This window comes from Saccharopolyspora sp. NPDC000359 (genome assembly GCF_040300525.1).
In the GTDB taxonomy this organism is placed as follows: Bacteria; Actinomycetota; Actinomycetes; order Mycobacteriales; family Pseudonocardiaceae; genus Saccharopolyspora.
The window spans coordinates 1-17,610 of sequence record NZ_JBEPDU010000002.1 but is presented as its reverse complement, the minus strand read 5'-3'; the positions used below and the strand labels follow the sequence as shown (position 1 = coordinate 17,610).

22 protein-coding genes are annotated in these 17,610 nt (G+C 72.4%); 15 read left to right on the top strand and 7 right to left on the bottom strand.

Going from position 1 to position 17,610, the window contains the following annotated elements:
• The first annotated feature begins 123 nt into the window (after positions 1-123).
• Entirely contained in the window at positions 124-1,473 is a 1,350-nt protein-coding gene (gene gad, locus ABT324_RS02060) for a glutamate decarboxylase (protein ID WP_351170126.1), read from the top strand.
• Between the two features lie 17 nt (positions 1,474-1,490).
• Entirely contained in the window at positions 1,491-2,423 is a 933-nt protein-coding gene (locus ABT324_RS02055; protein WP_351170123.1) for a nitrilase-related carbon-nitrogen hydrolase, read from the top strand.
• Here ABT324_RS02055 and ABT324_RS02050 read toward each other — a convergent pair.
• On the bottom strand, positions 2,353-3,195 hold the full coding sequence (locus tag ABT324_RS02050) for a LamB/YcsF family protein (RefSeq protein WP_351170120.1): 843 nt from the start codon (positions 3,193-3,195) through the stop codon (positions 2,353-2,355). The genes ABT324_RS02055 and ABT324_RS02050 overlap by 71 nt on opposite strands.
• Positions 3,196-3,367: 172 nt before the next feature.
• Here ABT324_RS02050 and ABT324_RS02045 point away from each other — a divergent pair, with 172 nt between their 5' ends.
• The 6 genes from ABT324_RS02045 (at position 3,368) to ABT324_RS02020 (ending at position 8,145) form a co-directional block, all read left to right on the top strand.
• The gene (locus ABT324_RS02045; RefSeq protein ID WP_351170117.1) at positions 3,368-4,270 is read left to right on the top strand and encodes a 5-oxoprolinase subunit B family protein; all 903 of its coding nucleotides are present in this window, start codon (positions 3,368-3,370) and stop codon (positions 4,268-4,270) included.
• The gene (locus ABT324_RS02040) at positions 4,267-5,256 is read left to right on the top strand and encodes a 5-oxoprolinase subunit C family protein (protein WP_351170114.1); all 990 of its coding nucleotides are present in this window, start codon (positions 4,267-4,269) and stop codon (positions 5,254-5,256) included. Before ABT324_RS02045 ends, ABT324_RS02040 begins: the two co-directional genes overlap by 4 nt.
• Before the next feature lie 13 nt (positions 5,257-5,269).
• On the top strand, positions 5,270-5,509 hold the full coding sequence (locus tag ABT324_RS02035; RefSeq protein ID WP_351170112.1) for an acetyl-CoA carboxylase: 240 nt from the start codon (positions 5,270-5,272) through the stop codon (positions 5,507-5,509).
• On the top strand, positions 5,506-6,855 hold the full coding sequence (locus ABT324_RS02030; protein ID WP_351170110.1) for an acetyl-CoA carboxylase biotin carboxylase subunit: 1,350 nt from the start codon (positions 5,506-5,508) through the stop codon (positions 6,853-6,855). The genes ABT324_RS02035 and ABT324_RS02030 overlap by 4 nt, the downstream gene beginning before the upstream one ends.
• Before the next feature lie 78 nt (positions 6,856-6,933).
• Complete coding sequence (locus ABT324_RS02025) at positions 6,934-7,176, top strand: DUF6480 family protein (RefSeq protein ID WP_351170108.1); 243 nt, start codon at positions 6,934-6,936, stop codon at positions 7,174-7,176.
• A gap of 129 nt (positions 7,177-7,305) precedes the next feature.
• Entirely contained in the window at positions 7,306-8,145 is an 840-nt protein-coding gene (locus ABT324_RS02020) for an MBL fold metallo-hydrolase (RefSeq protein ID WP_351170105.1), read from the top strand.
• A gap of 15 nt (positions 8,146-8,160) precedes the next feature.
• Here ABT324_RS02020 and ABT324_RS02015 read toward each other — a convergent pair whose 3' ends face one another.
• From ABT324_RS02015 to ABT324_RS02000, 4 genes are all read right to left on the bottom strand, one after another.
• On the bottom strand, positions 8,161-8,667 hold the full coding sequence (locus ABT324_RS02015) for a hypothetical protein (RefSeq protein WP_351170099.1): 507 nt from the start codon (positions 8,665-8,667) through the stop codon (positions 8,161-8,163).
• Positions 8,668-8,813: 146 nt separating this feature from the next.
• Positions 8,814-8,990: a hypothetical protein gene (locus tag ABT324_RS02010; RefSeq protein WP_502949672.1), complete on the bottom strand. Its 177-nt coding sequence runs from the start codon at positions 8,988-8,990 to the stop codon at positions 8,814-8,816.
• Between the two features lie 90 nt (positions 8,991-9,080).
• Complete coding sequence (locus ABT324_RS02005; protein WP_351170096.1) at positions 9,081-10,349, bottom strand: ATP-grasp domain-containing protein; 1,269 nt, start codon at positions 10,347-10,349, stop codon at positions 9,081-9,083.
• Positions 10,350-10,444: 95 nt separating this feature from the next.
• Complete coding sequence (locus ABT324_RS02000) at positions 10,445-10,642, bottom strand: DUF2795 domain-containing protein (protein ID WP_351170094.1); 198 nt, start codon at positions 10,640-10,642, stop codon at positions 10,445-10,447.
• A 116-nt stretch (positions 10,643-10,758) separates the two neighbouring features.
• Between ABT324_RS02000 and ABT324_RS01995 the strand changes: the two genes are divergently transcribed.
• Entirely contained in the window at positions 10,759-10,926 is a 168-nt protein-coding gene (locus ABT324_RS01995) for a hypothetical protein (protein WP_351170092.1), read from the top strand.
• A 120-nt stretch (positions 10,927-11,046) separates the two neighbouring features.
• On the top strand, positions 11,047-11,613 hold the full coding sequence (locus tag ABT324_RS01990; protein WP_351170089.1) for a hemerythrin domain-containing protein: 567 nt from the start codon (positions 11,047-11,049) through the stop codon (positions 11,611-11,613).
• Positions 11,614-11,704: 91 nt separating this feature from the next.
• Here ABT324_RS01990 and ABT324_RS01985 read toward each other — a convergent pair whose 3' ends face one another.
• Positions 11,705-11,899 (bottom strand): hypothetical protein, encoded by a 195-nt coding sequence (locus ABT324_RS01985; protein WP_351170086.1) that lies wholly within the window; start codon positions 11,897-11,899, stop codon positions 11,705-11,707.
• Positions 11,900-12,042: 143 nt separating this feature from the next.
• On the opposite strand from ABT324_RS01985, the gene ABT324_RS01980 reads away from it, so the two are divergent.
• The 4 genes from ABT324_RS01980 (at position 12,043) to ABT324_RS01965 (ending at position 14,973) form a co-directional block, all read left to right on the top strand.
• The gene (locus ABT324_RS01980) at positions 12,043-12,441 is read left to right on the top strand and encodes a ChaB family protein (protein ID WP_351170083.1); all 399 of its coding nucleotides are present in this window, start codon (positions 12,043-12,045) and stop codon (positions 12,439-12,441) included.
• Positions 12,442-12,460: 19 nt separating this feature from the next.
• The gene (locus ABT324_RS01975) at positions 12,461-13,648 is read left to right on the top strand and encodes a zinc-dependent alcohol dehydrogenase (RefSeq protein WP_351170080.1); all 1,188 of its coding nucleotides are present in this window, start codon (positions 12,461-12,463) and stop codon (positions 13,646-13,648) included.
• Between the two features lie 88 nt (positions 13,649-13,736).
• A complete protein-coding gene (locus tag ABT324_RS01970) occupies positions 13,737-13,916 on the top strand; it encodes a hypothetical protein (protein WP_351170077.1) in 180 nt (59 codons plus the stop codon).
• A gap of 4 nt (positions 13,917-13,920) precedes the next feature.
• On the top strand, positions 13,921-14,973 hold the full coding sequence (locus tag ABT324_RS01965; protein WP_502949671.1) for an SDR family oxidoreductase: 1,053 nt from the start codon (positions 13,921-13,923) through the stop codon (positions 14,971-14,973).
• Between the two features lie 7 nt (positions 14,974-14,980).
• Here the strand turns inward: ABT324_RS01965 and ABT324_RS01960 are convergent, their stop codons facing one another.
• Complete coding sequence (locus ABT324_RS01960; RefSeq protein ID WP_351170074.1) at positions 14,981-15,799, bottom strand: DUF1206 domain-containing protein; 819 nt, start codon at positions 15,797-15,799, stop codon at positions 14,981-14,983.
• Positions 15,800-16,184: 385 nt separating this feature from the next.
• On the opposite strand from ABT324_RS01960, the gene ABT324_RS01955 reads away from it, so the two are divergent.
• A partial coding sequence (locus ABT324_RS01955; protein ID WP_351170072.1) for an MFS transporter occupies positions 16,185-17,610 on the top strand: 1,426 nt, incomplete at its 3' end.

The window sequence follows — 17,610 nt, the reverse complement described above, 5'->3', positions numbered from 1 at the left end:
CACGCGATCGGCCCAGCAGTTCGGCCTGGCATGCAAATCGCTCGAATGCCGCCCGGGTAGACCCGGATAGCCGAACGCCGCCCGGCCCTGGGACCCGTCCGGAAGTGCTGGGCCGAATTGTTCATGGCACCGCCCGCTCCGCCGCTCGTAGCGTCGCCGTCGTACGGCAGACCACGAGCGAAAAGGGGGTACGCGATGTCGGCTCTGCTGAGCGGGGCGTTGCCACGGTCCGCACCCGGGTCCGGTGCTGCATTCCCGGATTCCGGCTTGGACGCCGCGACGGCGTCCGAACTCATCCGCGCCAGGCTGCGCGGCGACTGCGAACCGGTCCGCAACCTCGCCACCTTCCTGACCACGAGCATCGAACCGGAGGCCCGGCGGCTCTTCGACGACTACGCCAACTGCAACCTGGTCGACCGCGAGCAGTACCCGGCGGTCGACGAACTGGTGCGCGACTGCGTGCGGATGATCGGTGCGCTCTGGCACGGCGACGAGTCCCGGGTGGTCGGTTGTGCGACCACCGGTTCCAGCGAGGCGGCGCTGCTGGCCGGAGCTGCGCTGCTGCGGCGCTGGCAGGCCCGTGGCGGAACTGGTGGGCTGCGCCCGAACCTCGTGATGGGGGCGGGCGCGCACGCCTGCTGGCAGAAGTTCTGCCGCCACTGGGGGGTGGAGGCGCGCATCGCGCCCGCCGCGGCGAACCGCCTCGGCCTGGACGGGGCGAGCGCCGCCGGCCTGTGCGACGAGTCGACCATCGGGGTCATCGCGGTGCTCGGGACCACTGTGGACGGGCGCTACGAGCCGGTCGCGGAGATCACCGCGGCGCTCGACGCGCTCGCGCAGCGCAGCGGCGTCGACGTGCCCGTCCACGTCGACGCGGCGTCCGGGGGGTTCATCGCGCCCTTCCTGGACCGCGAGCTGCGGTGGGACTTCCAGCTCCCACGCGTGGTCTCCATCAACGCCTCGGGCCACAAGTCCGGTCTGGTGCTGCCCGGGCTGGGCTGGCTGCTCTGGCGGGACACCAGCTGGCGCCGACCGGAACTGGGGCAGCGGATCAACTACCTGGGCGGCGACGAGACGCACTACGAGCTGAGCTTCTCCAGACCGGCCGCCCCGGTGGTCCTCCAGTACTACAACTTCGTCCGGTTCGGGTTCGCCGGTTTCCGCGCCGTGCACGAGCGCTGCCGCAGCCTGGCGACGCAGCTGGCCGCCCGCCTGCGCGGCACCGGGCGGTTCCGGCTGCTCTCGGACGGCAGCGAGCTGCCGGTCATCACCCTGACCGCGGGGTCCGAGCTCAAGCTGGAGCAGCTGGCGATGCACCTGGCGGACCGGGGCTGGGCGGTGCCGGTCTACGCGCTGCCCGGGGAACTCATCGACGTCGAGGTGATGCGGATCGTCGTCCGCAGCGACCTCGGCGCGGCGGAAGTGGACCGTTTCTGCGCCGCGGTGGAGGAATTCACCGCCGCGGTGAACTGATCGGGAGAGGAGTTGCCATGCGTCCTGTTCGCATCGTCAGCCGCTTGACCCACCGCGAGCCGCCGGAGCCCGGCGCCGGGCTCCGGTTGGCGCTGTTCCAAGCGGAGAACCCGGCCGGAACACCGGAAGCGGTGAAGGCCAACCTGGCCAGGATGGAGGAGGCCGTCGAGCTGGCGGCCAGCTACCGCGCCCAGCTCTGCGCCTTCCCGGAGTGCTTCAACACCGGCTACGCGCTCGGCCCCGAGGAGTGCCAGCTGCTGGCGGAGCCCTGCGACGGCCAGTCCGTCGACCTGGCCCGCGAGCTGTCCTTGGAGCACGGGGTGGGGATCGTGCTGCCCTACGTGGAGCGGTCCGAGACCGGTGCCCTGCACGACTCGGTGGCGGTCGTCGACGGCGGGCAGTTGCGCGCCAACTACCGCAAGACGCACCTGTACGGCGCCGCGGAACGCGCGAACTTCACGCCTGGGGACGACCTGCCGCCGGTCGTCGAGGTGAACGGCTTCCCGGTCGGCGTGCTCAACTGCTACGAGTGCGAGTTCCCACCGCTGTACCAGAGCCTGGCCGACCGCGGTGCGCGGCTCGTCGTCGGGCCCACCGCCGCCGACCGGCACTTCACGCTGCACGACGGCACGCCGACGCTGGTCCCCTACCCCGACGCCACCGAGCACATCATCCCGGCGATGGCCGCGGTGTGGCGGGTGTTCGTGGCCTACGCGAACCGGCGCGGCTGGGAGACCTCGGACCGCGGGCAGTGGGAGTACCGCGGCAACTCCGGGATCTGGGCGCCCGACGGCAGCGCGGTGGTCTCGGCGGGCCCGGCCGAGCGCGCGGTGGACTCGCTGCTGGTGGCCGACTGCCTACCGCAGGACGTGCACCCGTTCAGCCCCGAGGGCGACCACCGGGCGGACTCCCGGATCCGCCCGTCGCACCAGCTGCAGCCAGCGGGCTGACCGATCCCCGCTGGTCGGCGACCTCGGCCATCGGCGCCAGCCGCACGCCCTCGGCGTCGAACCGGTCGCGGACCGCCTGCGCGACCTCGACCGCGTTCGGCCGGTCGCCGTGCAGGCAGATGGTGTCGGCGTCGACGGCGATCGCGTTGCCCGCGGCGGAGGTGACCTCACCGCGCAGCACCGCGATCGCCTGGTCGGCGCAGCGCTGCGGGGACTTGGCGATCGGCTCCGGCTCGATGATGATGTGCCCGGAGTCGTCGTAGTCCAGGTCGGCGAAGGCCTCCCGGACCACCGGGAAGCCGCGCTCGTGGAGCCGCTCGGCGACGGGTCCGGCGATGAGCACCACCCGCACCCCGGGAGCGGCGTTGGCGATCGCCTCGACCACGGCCTCCGCGACGCCCTCGTCCCTCATCGTCAAGCCGTACAACGCGCCGTGCGGCTTGACGTGCGCCACGGTCGCGCCGTGGGCCTCGGCGATCGCGCGGAGCGCGCCGAACTGGTAGAGGCACGCGTGGGCGGCTTCGGTCGGCGTCATCGCCACCGCGCGCCGCCCGAAGCCCACCAGGTCGGGGAAACCGGGGTGCGCGCCGAGCGAGGTCCCGCCCGCCAGCGCCAGTTCCACGGACCGGCTCATCGTCGCCGGGTCCCCGGCGTGCCAACCGCACGCGATGTTGACCGAGGTGACGAGCGGGATGAGGCGGGCGTCGTCGCCGAGCCGCCACCGCCCGAAGCTCTCCCCGGCGTCCGCGTTCAGATCGACGAGCGTGCGCACACGACCACCTCCCGGTCGGCTGGTGACGATGGCAACGGGATTCCCCGCGCACCGGGCGGCCACACCGCGCCGCGCTCACCCGAAGGGGCAGAGTTCAGCCACGACCGCACTGCGTCGCGCGGTGCCGCACCGCATCCTCGACTCGCACCCGGGGGGTCGAGGAGGGGTGGTCGTGAGCGCATCGGAAGTACGGTTGCCGCCAGCCCGCTACGAGCACGGCGGGGACGAGTTCGTCTTCGTCGAGCTCGACCAGCAGATGAGCCTGGAAGCCAACCTGAAGGCGGTGGCGATCACCGGGCAACTGCGGCGCGAGGGCATCGACGGGATCATCGACATCTGCCCGTCCAACGCCTCCTACCTGGTCCGGTTGGACCCCGACCGGCTGCACCCCGCCGACCTGGTCGACCACCTGCGCGCGCTGGAGCACTCGGCGGGCCAGCTCCCGGACGATGCCGCGGTGCGGACCCGCATCGTCGACGTGCCGGTGCTCTTCGACGACCCGTGGACCCGCGAGACGCTGCTGAGGTTCCGCGACCGGCACCAGGACCCGGACGCCACCGACCTCGAATACGCCGCCCGCACCAACGGTTTCCGCGATGTGCGCGCGCTGGTCGAGGCGATCACCTCGGCGCCGTTCCTGGTGACCATGCTCGGGTTCGTCCCGGGGCTGCCGTTCTGCTACCAGATGGTGCCTCGGGAGCGGCAGATCGAGGTGCCCAAGTACGTGCGCCCGCGCACCGACACCCCGGAGCGGGCCTTCGGGTACGGCGGGGCCTTCGCGGTGGTCTACCCGGTGCGCGGAGCTGGCGGCTACCAGCTGTTCGGGATCGCCCCGGCCCCGGTGTTCGACCTGCAGCAGCGGTTGCCGGACTTCGCCGACGACATCGCCTTCCCGCGACCCAGCGACATCCTGCGGTACCGGGCCGTGGACCGCGACGAGTACGACCGCACCCGCGCCGAGGTCGAGGCCGGGCAGTTCCGCTACCGGATCCGCGAGGCCGAGTTCCTGCCCGCGGAGCTGCTCGCCGACCCCGACGCGGTGAACACCCGGCTGATGGAGGTGTTGTACCGGTGACCGAGCTGATCGTGCGCTCCGGCGGCTTGTCCACGACGGTGCAGGACACCGGCCGGGACGGCCAGTACGCCATCGGGATGCCGCCGTCGGGCGCGGTGGACCAGTACTCCTTCGCGGTGGCCAACGCGCTGGTCGGCAACCCGCCGGGCGCTGCCGCCCTGGAGGCCACCTACCTCGGTCCGGAGCTGGAGTTCACCGACGCGCGCAGCGTCGCGGTGACCGGCGCGGACTGCACCATCACCCTCAACGGCGAGCCCGCGCCGACCTGGACTGCCCTGCGCGCCTCGGCCGGGGACGTGCTGGCGTTCGGACCGATCCGGGCCGGCGCCCGCCCCTACGTCGCGGTGGGTGGCGGCATCGACGTGCCGCCCTACCTGGGCTCGCGGTCGACCTACCTGCTCACCGGCATCGGCGGCTTCCAGGGTCGTGCGCTGGCCGCTGGCGACCGGTTGCCGCTGGGGGAACCCGCGGACGGGGCACCGGCCGCTGGGGTGGCGGTGCCCGAGGAGCTGCGGATCGAGTTCCCGGCGGTCACCGAGCTGCGGTTCGTGGTCGGGCTGTGCGCCTACCGGTTGACCGAGCGGGCGCTGCGGTCGTTCCTCGAGGTGGAGTGGAAGGTCACCAAGGACGCCGACCGCGTCGGCTACCGGCTGCGGGGTGGCTCGCTGGAGTTCGTCGAGCGCGAGCAGCCCTTCGGCGCCGGTCGCGACCAGGCCAACGTCGTCGACCTCGGCTACCCGGTCGGCTCGGTGCAGGTCCCCGGTGGCGACGAACCGATCGTGCTGCTCAACGACGCGGTCACCGGTGGCGGCTACGCGACCATCGGGACGGTGATCTCGGTGGACCGGGACCGGGTGGCCCAGGCCAGGACCGGGGGCCGGGTGCGGTTCGCGCCGGTGGACGTGGAGGCGGCGGTGGCCGCGCGCCGGGAGCGGCGGGTGCGGCTGGAGAAGGTGCGGGCTGCGTTGGTCGTCGAACAGCGGTGAACAGGGGGAAGCCATGACTGAAGTGGAAGCTCACGTGCCGGGGGTGTTCTACCGGCGGCCCTCGCCGGACGCGGACCCGTTCATCGAGGCGGGCGGCCTCGTGGAGGCCGGGCAGACGATCGCGCTGATCGAGGTGATGAAGACGTTCAACGAGGTCAAGGCGGACCGGACCTGCCGGGTCAGCAAGATCCTGCTGGACGACGGCGACGAGGTGGACGTCGGGCAGACGATGTTCGAGGTCGACGAACCGTGACCGGCCTGCGCAGGGTGCTGGTCGCCAACCGCGGGGAGATCGCGGTCCGGATCATTCGCGCCTGCCACGCGGCCGGGGCCGAAGCCGTCGCGGTGTACTCCGACGCCGACGAGGGCTCCCGCTGGGTGCAGCTCGCCGACGAGGCCGTGCACATCGGCCGGTCCGCCGCGCGGAAGTCCTACCTGGACTCCGACGCGCTGCTCAAGGCGGCTCGGTCCACCGAGGTGGAGGCGGTGCACCCGGGTTACGGGTTCCTGTCGGAGAACGCCGAGTTCGCCCGGGCGATCGGCGAAGCCGGGCTGGTGTTCGTCGGGCCCCCGCCGTCTGCGATGGAGCGGATGGGGGACAAGGCGGCGGCGCGGCGTGCCGCGCAGGACGCCGAGGTGCCGGTGGTGCCGGGCAGCGGTCCGGTCACCGACCCGGACGAGGCCGCCCGGGTGGCCACCGAGGTCGGGTTCCCGCTGCTGGTCAAGGCGGCGGCGGGCGGCGGGGGCCGGGGGATCCGGCCGGTCGCCGACGTGGCCGAGCTGCTCGACGCGCTGCCCGGCGCGCAGGCCGAGGCGCGGGCCGCGTTCGGCGACGGGACGATCTACCTCGAGCGCGCGGTCCCCGGGGCGCGGCACGTGGAGGTGCAGGTGCTCGCCGACGAGCACGGGAACGTGGTGCACCTCTTCGAGCGGGACTGCTCCGTGCAGCGGCGTCGGCAGAAGCTCCTGGAGGAAGCGCCCGCGCCGGGCCTGCGGGAGAGCACCCGGCAGGCGATCACCGCGGCCGCGGTGCGGCTGGCCGAGCACGTCGGGTACCGCAGCGCGGGGACGGTGGAGTTCCTGGTCGACGCCGAGCAGGACTTCTACTTCATCGAGATGAACACCCGCGTCCAGGTCGAGCACCCGATCACCGAGGCGATCACCGGGGTCGACGTCGTCGCCGAGCAGCTGCGGATCGCCAGCGGCGAGGCGCTGTCGGTGGACCAGGGGTCGATCCAGCGGCGCGGTGCCGCCATCGAGATGCGCATCAACGCCGAGGACCCGGAGCGCGACTTCGCGCCCACGCCCGGCGAGATCACCGCGCTGCACCTACCCGGTGGTCCGGGCGTGCGGGTGGACACCGGGATCGTGCTGGGCGACCGCATCAGCCCGTTCTACGACTCGCTCATCGCCAAGCTGATCTGCTGGGGCGCCGACCGCGAGCAGGCCTACGCCAGGGCTCAGCAGGCGCTGGCGGAGTTCCACGTCGAAGGGGTGGCCAACACCGTGGCGCTGCACCGCCGGTTGACCGCGGACCCGCGGCTGCTCGCCGGGCCGGTCCACACCAAGTGGTTGGAGGAGTCCCGCGCCGCGCAGTGATGCGCTCCGGTCGCGGTGCGCAGGGCACCCGGTGGGTGGCACGTTTCGCGGCGCGGGCCCGGTGGCTACCCCTGGAACATGCCTGCGCAGAACCCGTCCGAACCGGATCCGGACCCGGACCGGACTCCCGGCCTGGAGCAGGGCGGTTCGGTGCCGCCGGGGGAGACACCACCCGAGTCGGCCTCCGCGACCGGGGCCGTTTCGCACACCAACCGCGCCTCCGCGGGTCCCGCGAAGTGGGTGTGGCTCGCGGTGATCGTCGTCGTGGTGGTCCTGGTGGCCGGGTTCTTCGTCTTCCTGGCCCTCGGCATGGTGTCCTGACCGGTCCACTGCCCGATCCCGGGGTTGGTGCGCCGCTCCTCGCAGGCCCTCCGGCCCGGCGTTTGGGATGTGCTGGCGCGGGCATTCCGGGTGGTGCACCGGTTGGCGGGCGGTTCTGGGGTGAGGGTGATGCGCGGTCGGGATTCGGTGGCGGTGACGTTCGTGGGCACCGCGACGACCTTGCTGCGGTGGCGCTCGTTCACCCTGCTCACGGACCCGAACTTCCTGCACGCCGGGCAGTTGGCGTACCTCGGGCACGGGCTGGCCTCCAAGCGCGTGCGCGAACCGGCGTTCCCGGTCGAGGAGCTGCCCTCGGACATCGACGCCGTGCTGCTCTCGCACCTGCACGGCGACCACTGGGACCGGGTGACCCGCCGCGCGCTCGACCGCGGGGTGCCGATCGTGACGACGCCGCACGCCGCGCGCCGCCTCCAGGGCTGGCACGGTTTCCGCCGGGCGACCGGGCTGCGGGTGTGGGAGTCGCAGGACCTGCTCAAGCACGACGACTTCGTGCGGGTCACCGCGCTGCCCGGTCGGCACGCGCCCGGTCCGGCGCGGTTCCTGCTGCCGCCGGTCATGGGCAGCCTGGTGGAGTTCTGCTCGGTCGGCGGCGGGGTGTGGCTCCGGCTCTACATCACCGGCGACACGCTGCTGTTCGACGGCGTGCGGGAGATCGCGCGGCGCCACCCCGACATCGACGTGGTGATCGCGCACCTCGGCGGGACCACGCTGCCCGGTGGGCTGCTGGTGACGATGGACGCCCGCCAGGGAGCGGACCTGCTCGAAGTGGTCCCGGCGAGGACGACGATCCCGGTGCACACCGACGACTACGCGGTGTTCAAGTCCTCCCTCGAGGACTTCGCTGCGGAGGTCCGCCGCAGAGGCCTGCAGGACCAGGTCACCTACCTCGAGCGGGGCGAGACCGTGGAGGTCCAGTGCCGCGCTCCCAGCGGCGGGTCCCCGCCCTGAGCGAACCTGCCCGCGTCAGGCGGCGTTGGAGGAGTCGACGCTCAGCACGCCGTCGAGCAGGGCGCGGTGCAGTTCGGCCACCGGCACCAGGAGGTCCGGGTGGCGCAGGAGCGCCGCGGCCGACCGGTCCCGGTCACCGGGGTCGAGGAGGCGGCTGAACTGCTGCGAATCGGCGGTCACCGCGTCGACCGCCCGCGCCGCCAGCTCGGGGTCACCGAGCAGGCACGCCGCCCAGCTGGCGAGGACCTCGTCCACCCACGTCCGCCAGGCGTCGTCCGCCTCGCCCACCTCGGCCGGGCCACCGACCAGCGCGTCCAGCCGCGCGGCGCCGCCGGGACCGGCGATGCGCACCAGGTCGGCGTCGAGGGTGGTGGGGTAGCGCAGCTGAGCCGCGACGGTCACGGCCTGGGTGGCTTGCGCCTCGGCCAACGCGCGGCTGAGGGCGCCTGCGCTGGGCGCGGGGTAGGCCGTGGTCAGCCAGCGGGCTGTGGCCGTGATGATCGGGGCGACGGCCGAGGACACGTCGGGGTCTCGCTTCCTCGCTGGTCCAGTAGCGCCCCCACGGTAGGACAACCCGGTGACCAGCCAGAAGACCCGTGCGCGAGCTGAGACGAAGCGCACGGGGGACTTCCACCGGCCCCGCCGGCGGTGCGGGAACCACCAACCGGTCAGTCGCCGGACGGCTTCGGGGTGGGCCGGACGTCGGTGTCCGGGTCGTCGTCGGCCGGGGGTTCGGCGTCGAGCGACTCGTCCGCCCGCGTGGGGTGACCACCGCGCAGGTAGCCCTCCATCTCCTTCTCCAGCGCGTCGTCCTTGGCCGGTCCGTGCTTGTCCGAGCCACGCATGATGTCCCTCCTCGGGGCGGTGGGAACCCAGTTCGACACCACTGGGGGTTGACCGGTGCGGCGTCGCCGAAACGTCCGGTGCGCCGTGCGTCAGACGAGCGTGAAGGGGAGCCCCGCCACGCACCTGTGGTACTTGGCGGTCAACTCGTCGGTGTCCCGCGCGCCCAGGTAGGCGGCGAAGAGCTCGTAGCTGTAGCTGTCCTGGGCGGGCAGCTCGGAGAGCCGCTGGCCCTCCTCGGCGACGAGGTCGATGATCGCCTCGGGCGCCTCCTGGCGGAGCTGGTCCACCTGTTCCGCGGTCGGCGCGGTGCGCACGAAGGCGTCGGTGAAGCTGCGGTGGAACCACTTCGCCGCGACGGCGTGCTGACCCTGCCGCCGCGGCATGTCCGGTTCCTCGCCGAGCGCGAGCCGCACCATGCACTCGTAGTTCGGTGCGCCGTCGACGAACTGGAACAGCGGGGCGTGCGACTGCGACAACCTCGGGTTGATCTCCAGGATGTAGAGCTTGTCCTGGTCGGCGTTCCAGAAGAACTCGATGTTGAACATCGAGCTGTCCAGGCCGATCTGCCGGATCACCGCGGCCGCTGTGCTGATGACGCGGTCCTGGACCTCCGCCGGCAGCTCGGACGGGTACTGGTATCGGAGGAAGCTGGGGCTGTCCGGGTAGCACAGCGAGTCCACCACGCCGTAGACGTGCGGCTCGCCGTCGGAGCAGTAGCCCTCCGCGGTGAGCTGGACCCCGCTGACCGCTTCCTCCGCCAGGCAGGCCTGCCCACCGGCCTCGGCGATCTCCGGCGGCAGCTCGAGGCGCGAGAGCAGGAAGTCGAAGGCCTGGCCGACCCGGCCGATGCCCGCGCGGATCTCGGCGGTGGCCTCGACCAGACCGGCTTCGTCCTCGACCTTGAAGGCGAGGTCGGAGGAGTAGGACTTGACCGGCTTCAGCCACATCGGGAAGGACAACCCCGGTGGTGGTTGCGGGTCGTCGAAGTCGATGAGGTCGAAGCCGGGGTGGGCGTCGGTGACCTTGCGCTGCTCCAGCCTGCTCCAGTACTTGTGCTCGCACTTGACGACCGCCTCCAGACTGGGCCCCGGCAGCCCGTTCTCGGTGCACAGGATCGGCACCATCGAGCTGACCGGGAAGTCCCAGTACCCGACGATCGCGTCCACCGAACCGTCGAACGAGTCGAGTCGGCGCTGCGCCGCGTCGAGGTGGTCGGACAGCGGGTGGTCGCCGTGCATCAGGGTCTCCTCGTCCAGCAAGGAGTGGAACCGGTAGTCGGTGCGCTGCTCCAGCTGGCGCAGCAGGGCGAAGTTCCGCTCGTCAGGTCCGAGCACGAAGATGTTCCTCGTTTCAGCCACGCCCCCCAGGTACCCGGAGATCCGGTCCGCTACGCGATCGCGCGAAACGTCACACCGCGTGGGGGAAGCGGAGCCGCTCCCCCCACGCGTGCGGATCACGCCGGTTGCTGGGGAACCGCGCTCTCGACCTGGTCGCTGTTGTCGTAGGTGCCCTCCGGGAGGGCGCGTAGCGCGAGCATGGTCTTCGCGTCGGCCCCGCGCTCCTGCGCGTAGTCGACGAGCTGCTCCTTGGTGGCCGGGAAGTCCGCTCCCTGCAACGCCTTCCGCACCCGTCGTTCGTCGGAATCGGTCATCGTCGCCTCCACTGCTGGTGTGCTGGTGGGCCTCAGCGGGAAGCCCCACCACCAGGTACCCGGCTGCGGTGCCCGCGCCACAGCGCGTCCCGGCAGGATCGAGAGGGGTGGATCACATGCGGAACCGGTCGAAGCGCGGCGGCAAGCTCGGACCGCTCAGTTGGCGGCGCGGTCGCCGCGGGAAGCGGACCTGGTCCCTGGACCTCGGCCCGTGGTCGTGGACCAGCGGTGGTCGGCGGCGCTACGTCCGCTCGCGCTGGCGGAGCCACCGCTCGACGTCGTGAACACCCGCACCCGCGCCCAGCCGCGGTGGTGCTGGCCAGGAGGGTTTGCCGCGCCTGCTGGTCCGGGCACTCCTCTGGTGCGCGTTTTCCGAACCACCACACCGAGGAGCGTGGGACGACATGGCGCAAGGCACGCGCGAGGGCGATCTGATCGACGTCCTGACCAAGGACCACCGCTCGGTCGAGAGCGCCTTCGAGGAGTACGAGCGCGGCGGGCTCTCCGACCAGGCCCGCCGCGGGCTCGTCGACCACATCATCACCGAACTGGTCCGCCACTCCGTCGCGGAGGAGCAGCACCTCTACCCGGCGGCCCGCAAGGTCCTGCCGGACGGCGACGAGCTGGCCGACCACGAGATCGAGGAGCACGCCGAAGCGGAAGAGGTGATGAAGCAGCTGGAGGGGATGGAACCCTCGGACGCCGAGTTCGACCGCCTGGTCCGCAAGCTGATCTCCGACATCCGGCACCACGTCGACGACGAGGAGAAGGACCTCTTCCCCCGGTTGCAGCAGGCCTGCTCGGCGGACGAGCTGCAGGACCTCGGCGCGAAGATCGTGCAGGCCAAGGAGCGGGCCCCGACCCGGCCGCACCCGTCGGCGCCGGACAAGCCCCCGGCGAACATGGTGCTGGACCCGGGCGCGGGCATGATCGACCGCCTCCGGGACGCGCTCTCGGGTCGCGGCAAGTAGGACTGACGAGCGCGAGGACGTCGTTGCCCGGCAACGACGTCCTCGCGCTTCGCATGGCTGCCCGCGCTCGGGGCAGGGCAGCGCGGCCGGGCTAGAACCAGTGCTTGCGACCGGCGATGGCGTGCCCGGTGCCGCCCGCGATGGCCAGGACGGCGCCCACCACGACGGCGACGATCCCCAGCACCCAGATGATCTGGACGCCGGTGAGGAAACCGATGATGAGGAGGATGATTCCCAGCGTGATCATGATCCCGCCCTTCTCCGGTGGGTCTTGGTCATCACTCACCTACCCACCGGGATCGGCCCTCACACCACGAGTTCACCCGCGCCGCGTTTGCCCCGGAGCCCACGGCGGGAACACCCCGGTCAGCGGCGCCCGGTCCTCCCGCGGGCCCAGCCGCAGGAGGACGAGCAGAACGGAGGGAAACCATGCCTGCTCGTGAGGAACTCCCCTCGACGTTGCGCCGCTCACCGAAGGGCGCGCAGGAGACCTGGATGAAGGCGCACGACAGCGCGGTCGAGTCCTACGGGGAAGGTCGGCGCGCGCACCAGACGGCCTACTCGGCCTTGAAGCACCAGTACGAGAAGGTCGGCGACCGGTGGATGCCCAAGCAGCGCAAGGGCCCGTCGGACGAGCAGGCGGAGCGGGGCGCCGGGCAGCGGGCCAAGCCGACCAGCGGCGGCGTGGACGAGCAGGCCAGCAAGAAGCACCTGTACGACCGGGCGAAGGAGCTCGACATCTCGGGACGTTCCAGGATGACCAAGGGGCAGCTCGTCGAAGCGCTGCGCAAGGAGAGCGGACGCCGGACCCGGCGGGCGCGGTCGTGAGCAGAACACGGAGGTGCGCATGAGGGCGCTCACTTGGCAGGGGCCGCGCAACGTCGAGGTCACCGACGTTGCCGACCCCAGGCTCGAAGCCGACACCGATGCGATCATCGCGGTCACCACCACCGCGATCTGCGGCTCCGACCTGCACCTGTACGAGCTGCTCGGCCCGTTCCTGGCGCCGGGCGACGTGCTCGGGCACGAGGCGATGGGGATCGTCCAGGAGACCGGGTCGGCGGTGTCGCACATCAAGCCGGGGGACCGGGTGGTGATCCCGTTCAACATCTCCTGCGGGCACTGCTGGATGTGCGACCGCGGGTTGTTCGCGCAGTGCGAGACCACGCAGGTGCGCGAGCACGGCTGCGGTGCGGCGCTGTTCGGCTACACCAAGCTGTACGGCAGCGTGCCGGGCGGCCAGGCCGAGCTGCTGCGGGTGCCGCAAGCGCAGTTCGGCCCGATCAAGGTGCCCGACGGGCCACCGGACGAGCAGTTCGTCTACCTCTCGGACGTGCTGCCCACGGCGTGGCAGGCGGTCGAGTACGCGGCCATCCCCGAAGGGGGCTCGGTCGCGGTGTTCGGGCTCGGGCCGATCGGGCAGATGAGCGCGCGGATCGCCGCGCACCGCGGCGCCCGGGTGATCGGCATCGACCTGGAGCCGGAGCGGTTGGAGATGGCCGTCCGGCACGGCGTCGAGGTGGTCGACGCGCGCGACCAGGACGACGTGCCAGCGGTGGTCCGGGACATGACGGCGGGGCGGGGCACCGATTCGGTGATCGACGCCGTCGGCATGGAAGCGCACGGGTCCCCGGGAGCCGAGTTCCTGCAGAAGCTGGTCACCGCGCTGCCCGACGCCGTGGCGGAACCGATGATGACCAAGGCGGGCGTGGACCGGTTGACCGCGCTGTACCAGTGCATCGACGCGGTGCGGCGCGGCGGGACGATCTCGCTGAGCGGTGTCTACGCGGGCACCGCCGATCCGCTGCCCATGCTGACGATGTTCGACAAGGGCGTGCGGGTCAGCATGGGGCAGGCCCACGTGAAGCACTGGACCGGTGACCTGCTGCCGCTGGTGGTGGACGAGTCCGACCCGCTCGGGGTGCGCGACCTGGCCACCCACTGGCTGCCGCTGGAGCAGGCGCCGCACGGCTACGACATCTTCCAGCGCAAAGTGGACGGTGCGGTGAAGGTGCTGCTGCAGCCGGGGAAGTAGCGCTTGTCACGGTGAGGTTGAGGACCAGGCGCGCTCGGGTAGCCGGGGGCCGAGATCCCGGATTGCAGTGTCGAGGAGGTTCGGCTGGATGTACCACACCGAGAAGCTGAGAGGTGCGGCACGCCGCATCACCGCCAGGTTGTCAGCGCACCGCGAGATCCCGAGGCAGCGCTCCGGCCCGCCGGACCTGCTGCGGACCGGCCCCAGCGGCCCGGAGGTCCTCCGGGTGTTCATGGATGGGCGCAGGGGCGGGGTGCACCGGAGATGAGCCGGTGCACCGGAACGCGGCCGTCCCCGGCCCCGCGTGGTCGGGGCGGTACACCATGAACGTGGTGGTCGTGACGGGCGCGAGCGCGGGCGTCGGGCGCGCGGTCGCGCGCGCGTGCGGGCGTCGCGGGGCCAAGGTGGCGCTGCTGGCCCGCGGTCGCGTCGGGCTCGAGGCCGCCGCGCGGGACGTCCGCGGCGCTGGCGGGACCCCGCTGGTGATCCCCGTCGACGTCGCGGACCACGAGCAGGTCGAGCAGGCGGCGGCGCGCACCGAGGCCGAGCTCGGGCCCATCGACGTGTGGATCAACACCGCCTTCGCCACGGTGTTCGCGCCGTTCGAGGAGATCAGCCCGGCGGAGTACCGCCGGGTGACCGACGTGACCTACCTCGGCTACGTGCACGGGACGATGGCCGCCCTGCGGTGCATGCGCCCCCGGGACCGGGGCGTGGTCGTGCAGGTCGGTTCTGCCCTGGCGTACCGGGGAATTCCGCTGCAGTCGGCGTACTGCGGGGCCAAGCACGCGATCCAGGGCTTCAACGAGTCCCTCCGCTGCGAGCTGCTGCACGAGCGCAGCGGTGTCCGGACCACGATGGTGCAACTGCCCGCGATCAACACTCCGCAGTTCTCGTGGGCGCTGTCCCGCCTGCCGCAGCACCCGCAACCGATGCCCCCGATCTACCAGCCCGAGGTCGCCGCGGAAGCCGTGCTGCACGCCGCGGACCACCCGCGCCGCCGCGAGTACTGGGTCGGCGGCAGCACCGTGGGCACCCTGCTCGCCAACGCGGTGGGCGCGGGAGCGCTCGACCACTACCTGGCTCGCAACGCCTACGCCGCGCAGCAGAACGACTCCGTCGACGACCCGAACCAGGCGGAGAACCTCTGGACACCCGCCGACGGTCCGGGCGGCCGGGACTACGGCGCGCGGGGTGTCTTCGACGCCAAGGAGCGCAGTCCGCAGGCGTGGGCCTCCCGGCACCGTGCCGCGCTCGCCCTCACGACCGCGGCGGCGGCGGGCCTGAGCGCGCTGCTCCGCATCCGGCGCGGCACGCGGCGCTGAGCGCGGCCTACCGCCGGTGGGTTCGCGCGGCCGCGAAGCAGAACACGGCGAAGGCCACGAACCCGGCCGCGATCAACCACAGCGCGATCCGGCCGACCAGGTACCCGGCCAGCAGGTGCAGCGCCTGGTCGAGGCCGCCGGACTTGTGCGGATCGCTGGAGATCGCCGCCGCCGCGAAGAGGAGGCCGATGCTGGCGTAGGCGATGCCCTTCGCCACCCAGCCGACGATGCCGGTCCGCTCGACCCAGCGCCGGGCACGCTCGGAGAGGCAGCGCACGTCGAGGTCCTCCAGGAAGCTGCGGATCACCCCGCGGCGGGCGGTCGCCACCGCGATCACCAGCACCACGGCCGAGACCAGCGCCACGATGACCCAGCCAGCCGGTAGCCGGAGCAGGTCGGCCGTGAGGTGCTGCTGGCCCGCGCTGCTGGAGCCGACCCGCTGGCCGGTCAGCTGCTTGGCCGCCAGCACGCCGAGACCGAGCGAGAACACCGCGCGCCCGAGCGCGCCCAGCTTCCGGGTAGCGCGCGTGGGGCGGCCGGTGACCCACCGGAAGCCGATCACCGCCATGATGGCCTGCGAGGCGGCGAACCCGACCAGTCCCACGGCGAGGGTGACCAGGACCGCCGAGCCGACCGGCTGCCGGGCGATCTCGGCGATCGCCCCCTGCGGAGCTGGCTGCTTGCGCGGCTCGCCGAGGGAGACCTCGACCGCCAGCCACGCGATGATCAGGTGGATGAACCCGTAGCAGGTCCACCCCAGCGCGCCCAGCACCCGCACCGCGGTGCTGCGTTCGGCGCGCCGTGCTTGGCGCGTGACATCGGCCATGTCGTCCTCGTGCGCTGCTCCAGCCTCGGGGCTCGGGAGGGACGTCGGGTCGCGCGAGCACTGCTTGTCCGCCGCCCCGCGGCTTCGCGCACGAGCCTCCTCGTTGGCAGTGTGCGGCAACTCCTGCTCCACCACCCCTCGGGTGGTTCGCGAAAACCCGCACCGCGAGCGCTTTCGCTGACTGCTCGTGACCAGTCGTTCGGCGGAAGGTCGTGATCTGCCAGGAATTCTCGGCGCGGGCTGAGAAGCCGAACACAAACAGTTTTCAGGTTATGGGTGCGGGTGCCACCGTGCCTGGTGCGCCGCACTCGACCCGGCGCCGCCCGGTGCGCCGACCCCCGAACCCCCGGCCGCCGGTGACGAGATCCCCAGGAAGGACCCCACCGTGCGCGCCTCCGCCGCGACCATGTTCCGCGCGCTGAAGCACCCGAACTACCGGCGCTGGGCGACCGCAGACCTCGTCTCGGTCACCGGCGCCTGGATGCAGAACCTCGCCCTCAACTGGTTCGTCCTGGTCAAGACCGGGTCTCCGGGGATGCTCGGGTTGTCGCTGCTGTTCCAGACCCTCCCGGGCGTGGTGCTGGCACCGTGGGCAGGCGCGGTCGCGGACCGCTGGCCGACCCGGCGGGTGCTGTTCACCACCCAGCTGCTGCACGGGCTGCTGGCGCTCGTGCTCGCTGGCGTGGCGTGGACCGACGGGCCGCTGGCCGCGGTGTACGCGACCGCGCTGGTCGGCGGGGTCGTCTCGGTGTTCGACGGCCCGGCGCTCGGCCGCTTCGGTTCCCAGCTGATCCCGCGCGAGGACCTGAGCAACGCGTTGGCACTGGGGTCGATCATCAGCTCCGGTGGCCGGATCCTCGGCATGGGGCTGGCCGGGGCGCTCGTGGTGGTCACCGGTGTGCCGCTGCTCCTGCTGCTCAACGCGCTGAGCTTCGCGGCCGTGCTGGTCGCGATCGCGCGGGTGCGGCCGGAGGGGATGTTCGTGCTCCGGACCAGCGCGCCGGAGCGGGCGGGAGTCACCGCCGGGTTGCGCTACGTGCTCGGGCACCGGCCGTTGATCGTGCTGTTCCTGCTCAGCTTCGTGCTGTCCTGCCTCGGTCGCAACTACCAGGTCACCATGGCGGCCATGAGCGACGGACCGCTGGGCGGCGGAGCGCCGGGCTACGGGTTCCTGTCGGTGGTCTTCGCGGTCGGCACCATCGTCGGCGGGTTCGCCGCCGCGGCGTGCAAGCAGCTGACGCTGCGCCTGGTGCTGGTCATGGCCCTGGTCACCAGCGTGCTCCAGCTGTTCAGCGGCAGCGCGCCCACGCTGGGGGTCTTCGCCGCGTTCCTGCTGCCCATCGCCGTCGGCGCGGTCGTGCTCGACACGGCCACGAGCACGCGGATCCAGCTGGACACCGACGAGGACATGCGCGGCCGGGTGCTGGCGGCCAAGAGCATGGTGACCGCGGCCTCCGGCGCGGTCGGTGGCCCGCTGCTGGGCTGGTTGTCGGAGTTCGCCGGGCCCGGGCACGCCCTCGAGGTCGCGGGCCTGGTCACCGTGCTGGCCACGGTTGGCGCGTGGGTGCTGTTCGCCCGGTCCCCGCAGCGCCGCGCGATGCCCCCGCACACCCGGTGGACGCGCCTCGTGGCGCACCCGGCGGTCCCCGCGGGGCAGCCCGGCAAGGCGCCGCGCAGGCCTTCCCGGGGGCCGCGCTGGACCGGGCCGGGCAAGCGGCCCGGTGGCCAGGCCCGCCACCGGGCTGCCGACCTCGACACTCACCGCAGGTCCTCGATGTCCTCGGCGAGGGTGTCCGCCTCCGGCCCCACCA

Coding starts and splice junctions, on each gene's coding strand:
- ABT324_RS01995 (WP_351170092.1), top strand. CDS start 10,759: ATGCGGAACCGGTCGAAGCGCGGCGGCAAGCTCGGACCGCTCAGTTGG.
- ABT324_RS01990 (WP_351170089.1), top strand. CDS start 11,047: ATGGCGCAAGGCACGCGCGAGGGCGATCTGATCGACGTCCTGACCAAG.
- ABT324_RS02020 (WP_351170105.1), top strand. CDS start 7,306: ATGCGCGGTCGGGATTCGGTGGCGGTGACGTTCGTGGGCACCGCGACG.
- ABT324_RS02055 (WP_351170123.1), top strand. CDS start 1,491: ATGCGTCCTGTTCGCATCGTCAGCCGCTTGACCCACCGCGAGCCGCCG.
- gad (WP_351170126.1), top strand. CDS start 124: ATGGCACCGCCCGCTCCGCCGCTCGTAGCGTCGCCGTCGTACGGCAGA.
- ABT324_RS01975 (WP_351170080.1), top strand. CDS start 12,461: ATGAGGGCGCTCACTTGGCAGGGGCCGCGCAACGTCGAGGTCACCGAC.
- ABT324_RS02010 (WP_502949672.1), bottom strand. CDS start 8,990: ATGCGTGGCTCGGACAAGCACGGACCGGCCAAGGACGACGCGCTGGAG.
- ABT324_RS01970 (WP_351170077.1), top strand. CDS start 13,737: ATGTACCACACCGAGAAGCTGAGAGGTGCGGCACGCCGCATCACCGCC.
- ABT324_RS01960 (WP_351170074.1), bottom strand. CDS start 15,799: ATGGCCGATGTCACGCGCCAAGCACGGCGCGCCGAACGCAGCACCGCG.
- ABT324_RS02035 (WP_351170112.1), top strand. CDS start 5,270: ATGACTGAAGTGGAAGCTCACGTGCCGGGGGTGTTCTACCGGCGGCCC.
- ABT324_RS02025 (WP_351170108.1), top strand. CDS start 6,934: ATGCCTGCGCAGAACCCGTCCGAACCGGATCCGGACCCGGACCGGACT.
- ABT324_RS02000 (WP_351170094.1), bottom strand. CDS start 10,642: ATGACCGATTCCGACGAACGACGGGTGCGGAAGGCGTTGCAGGGAGCG.
- ABT324_RS01980 (WP_351170083.1), top strand. CDS start 12,043: ATGCCTGCTCGTGAGGAACTCCCCTCGACGTTGCGCCGCTCACCGAAG.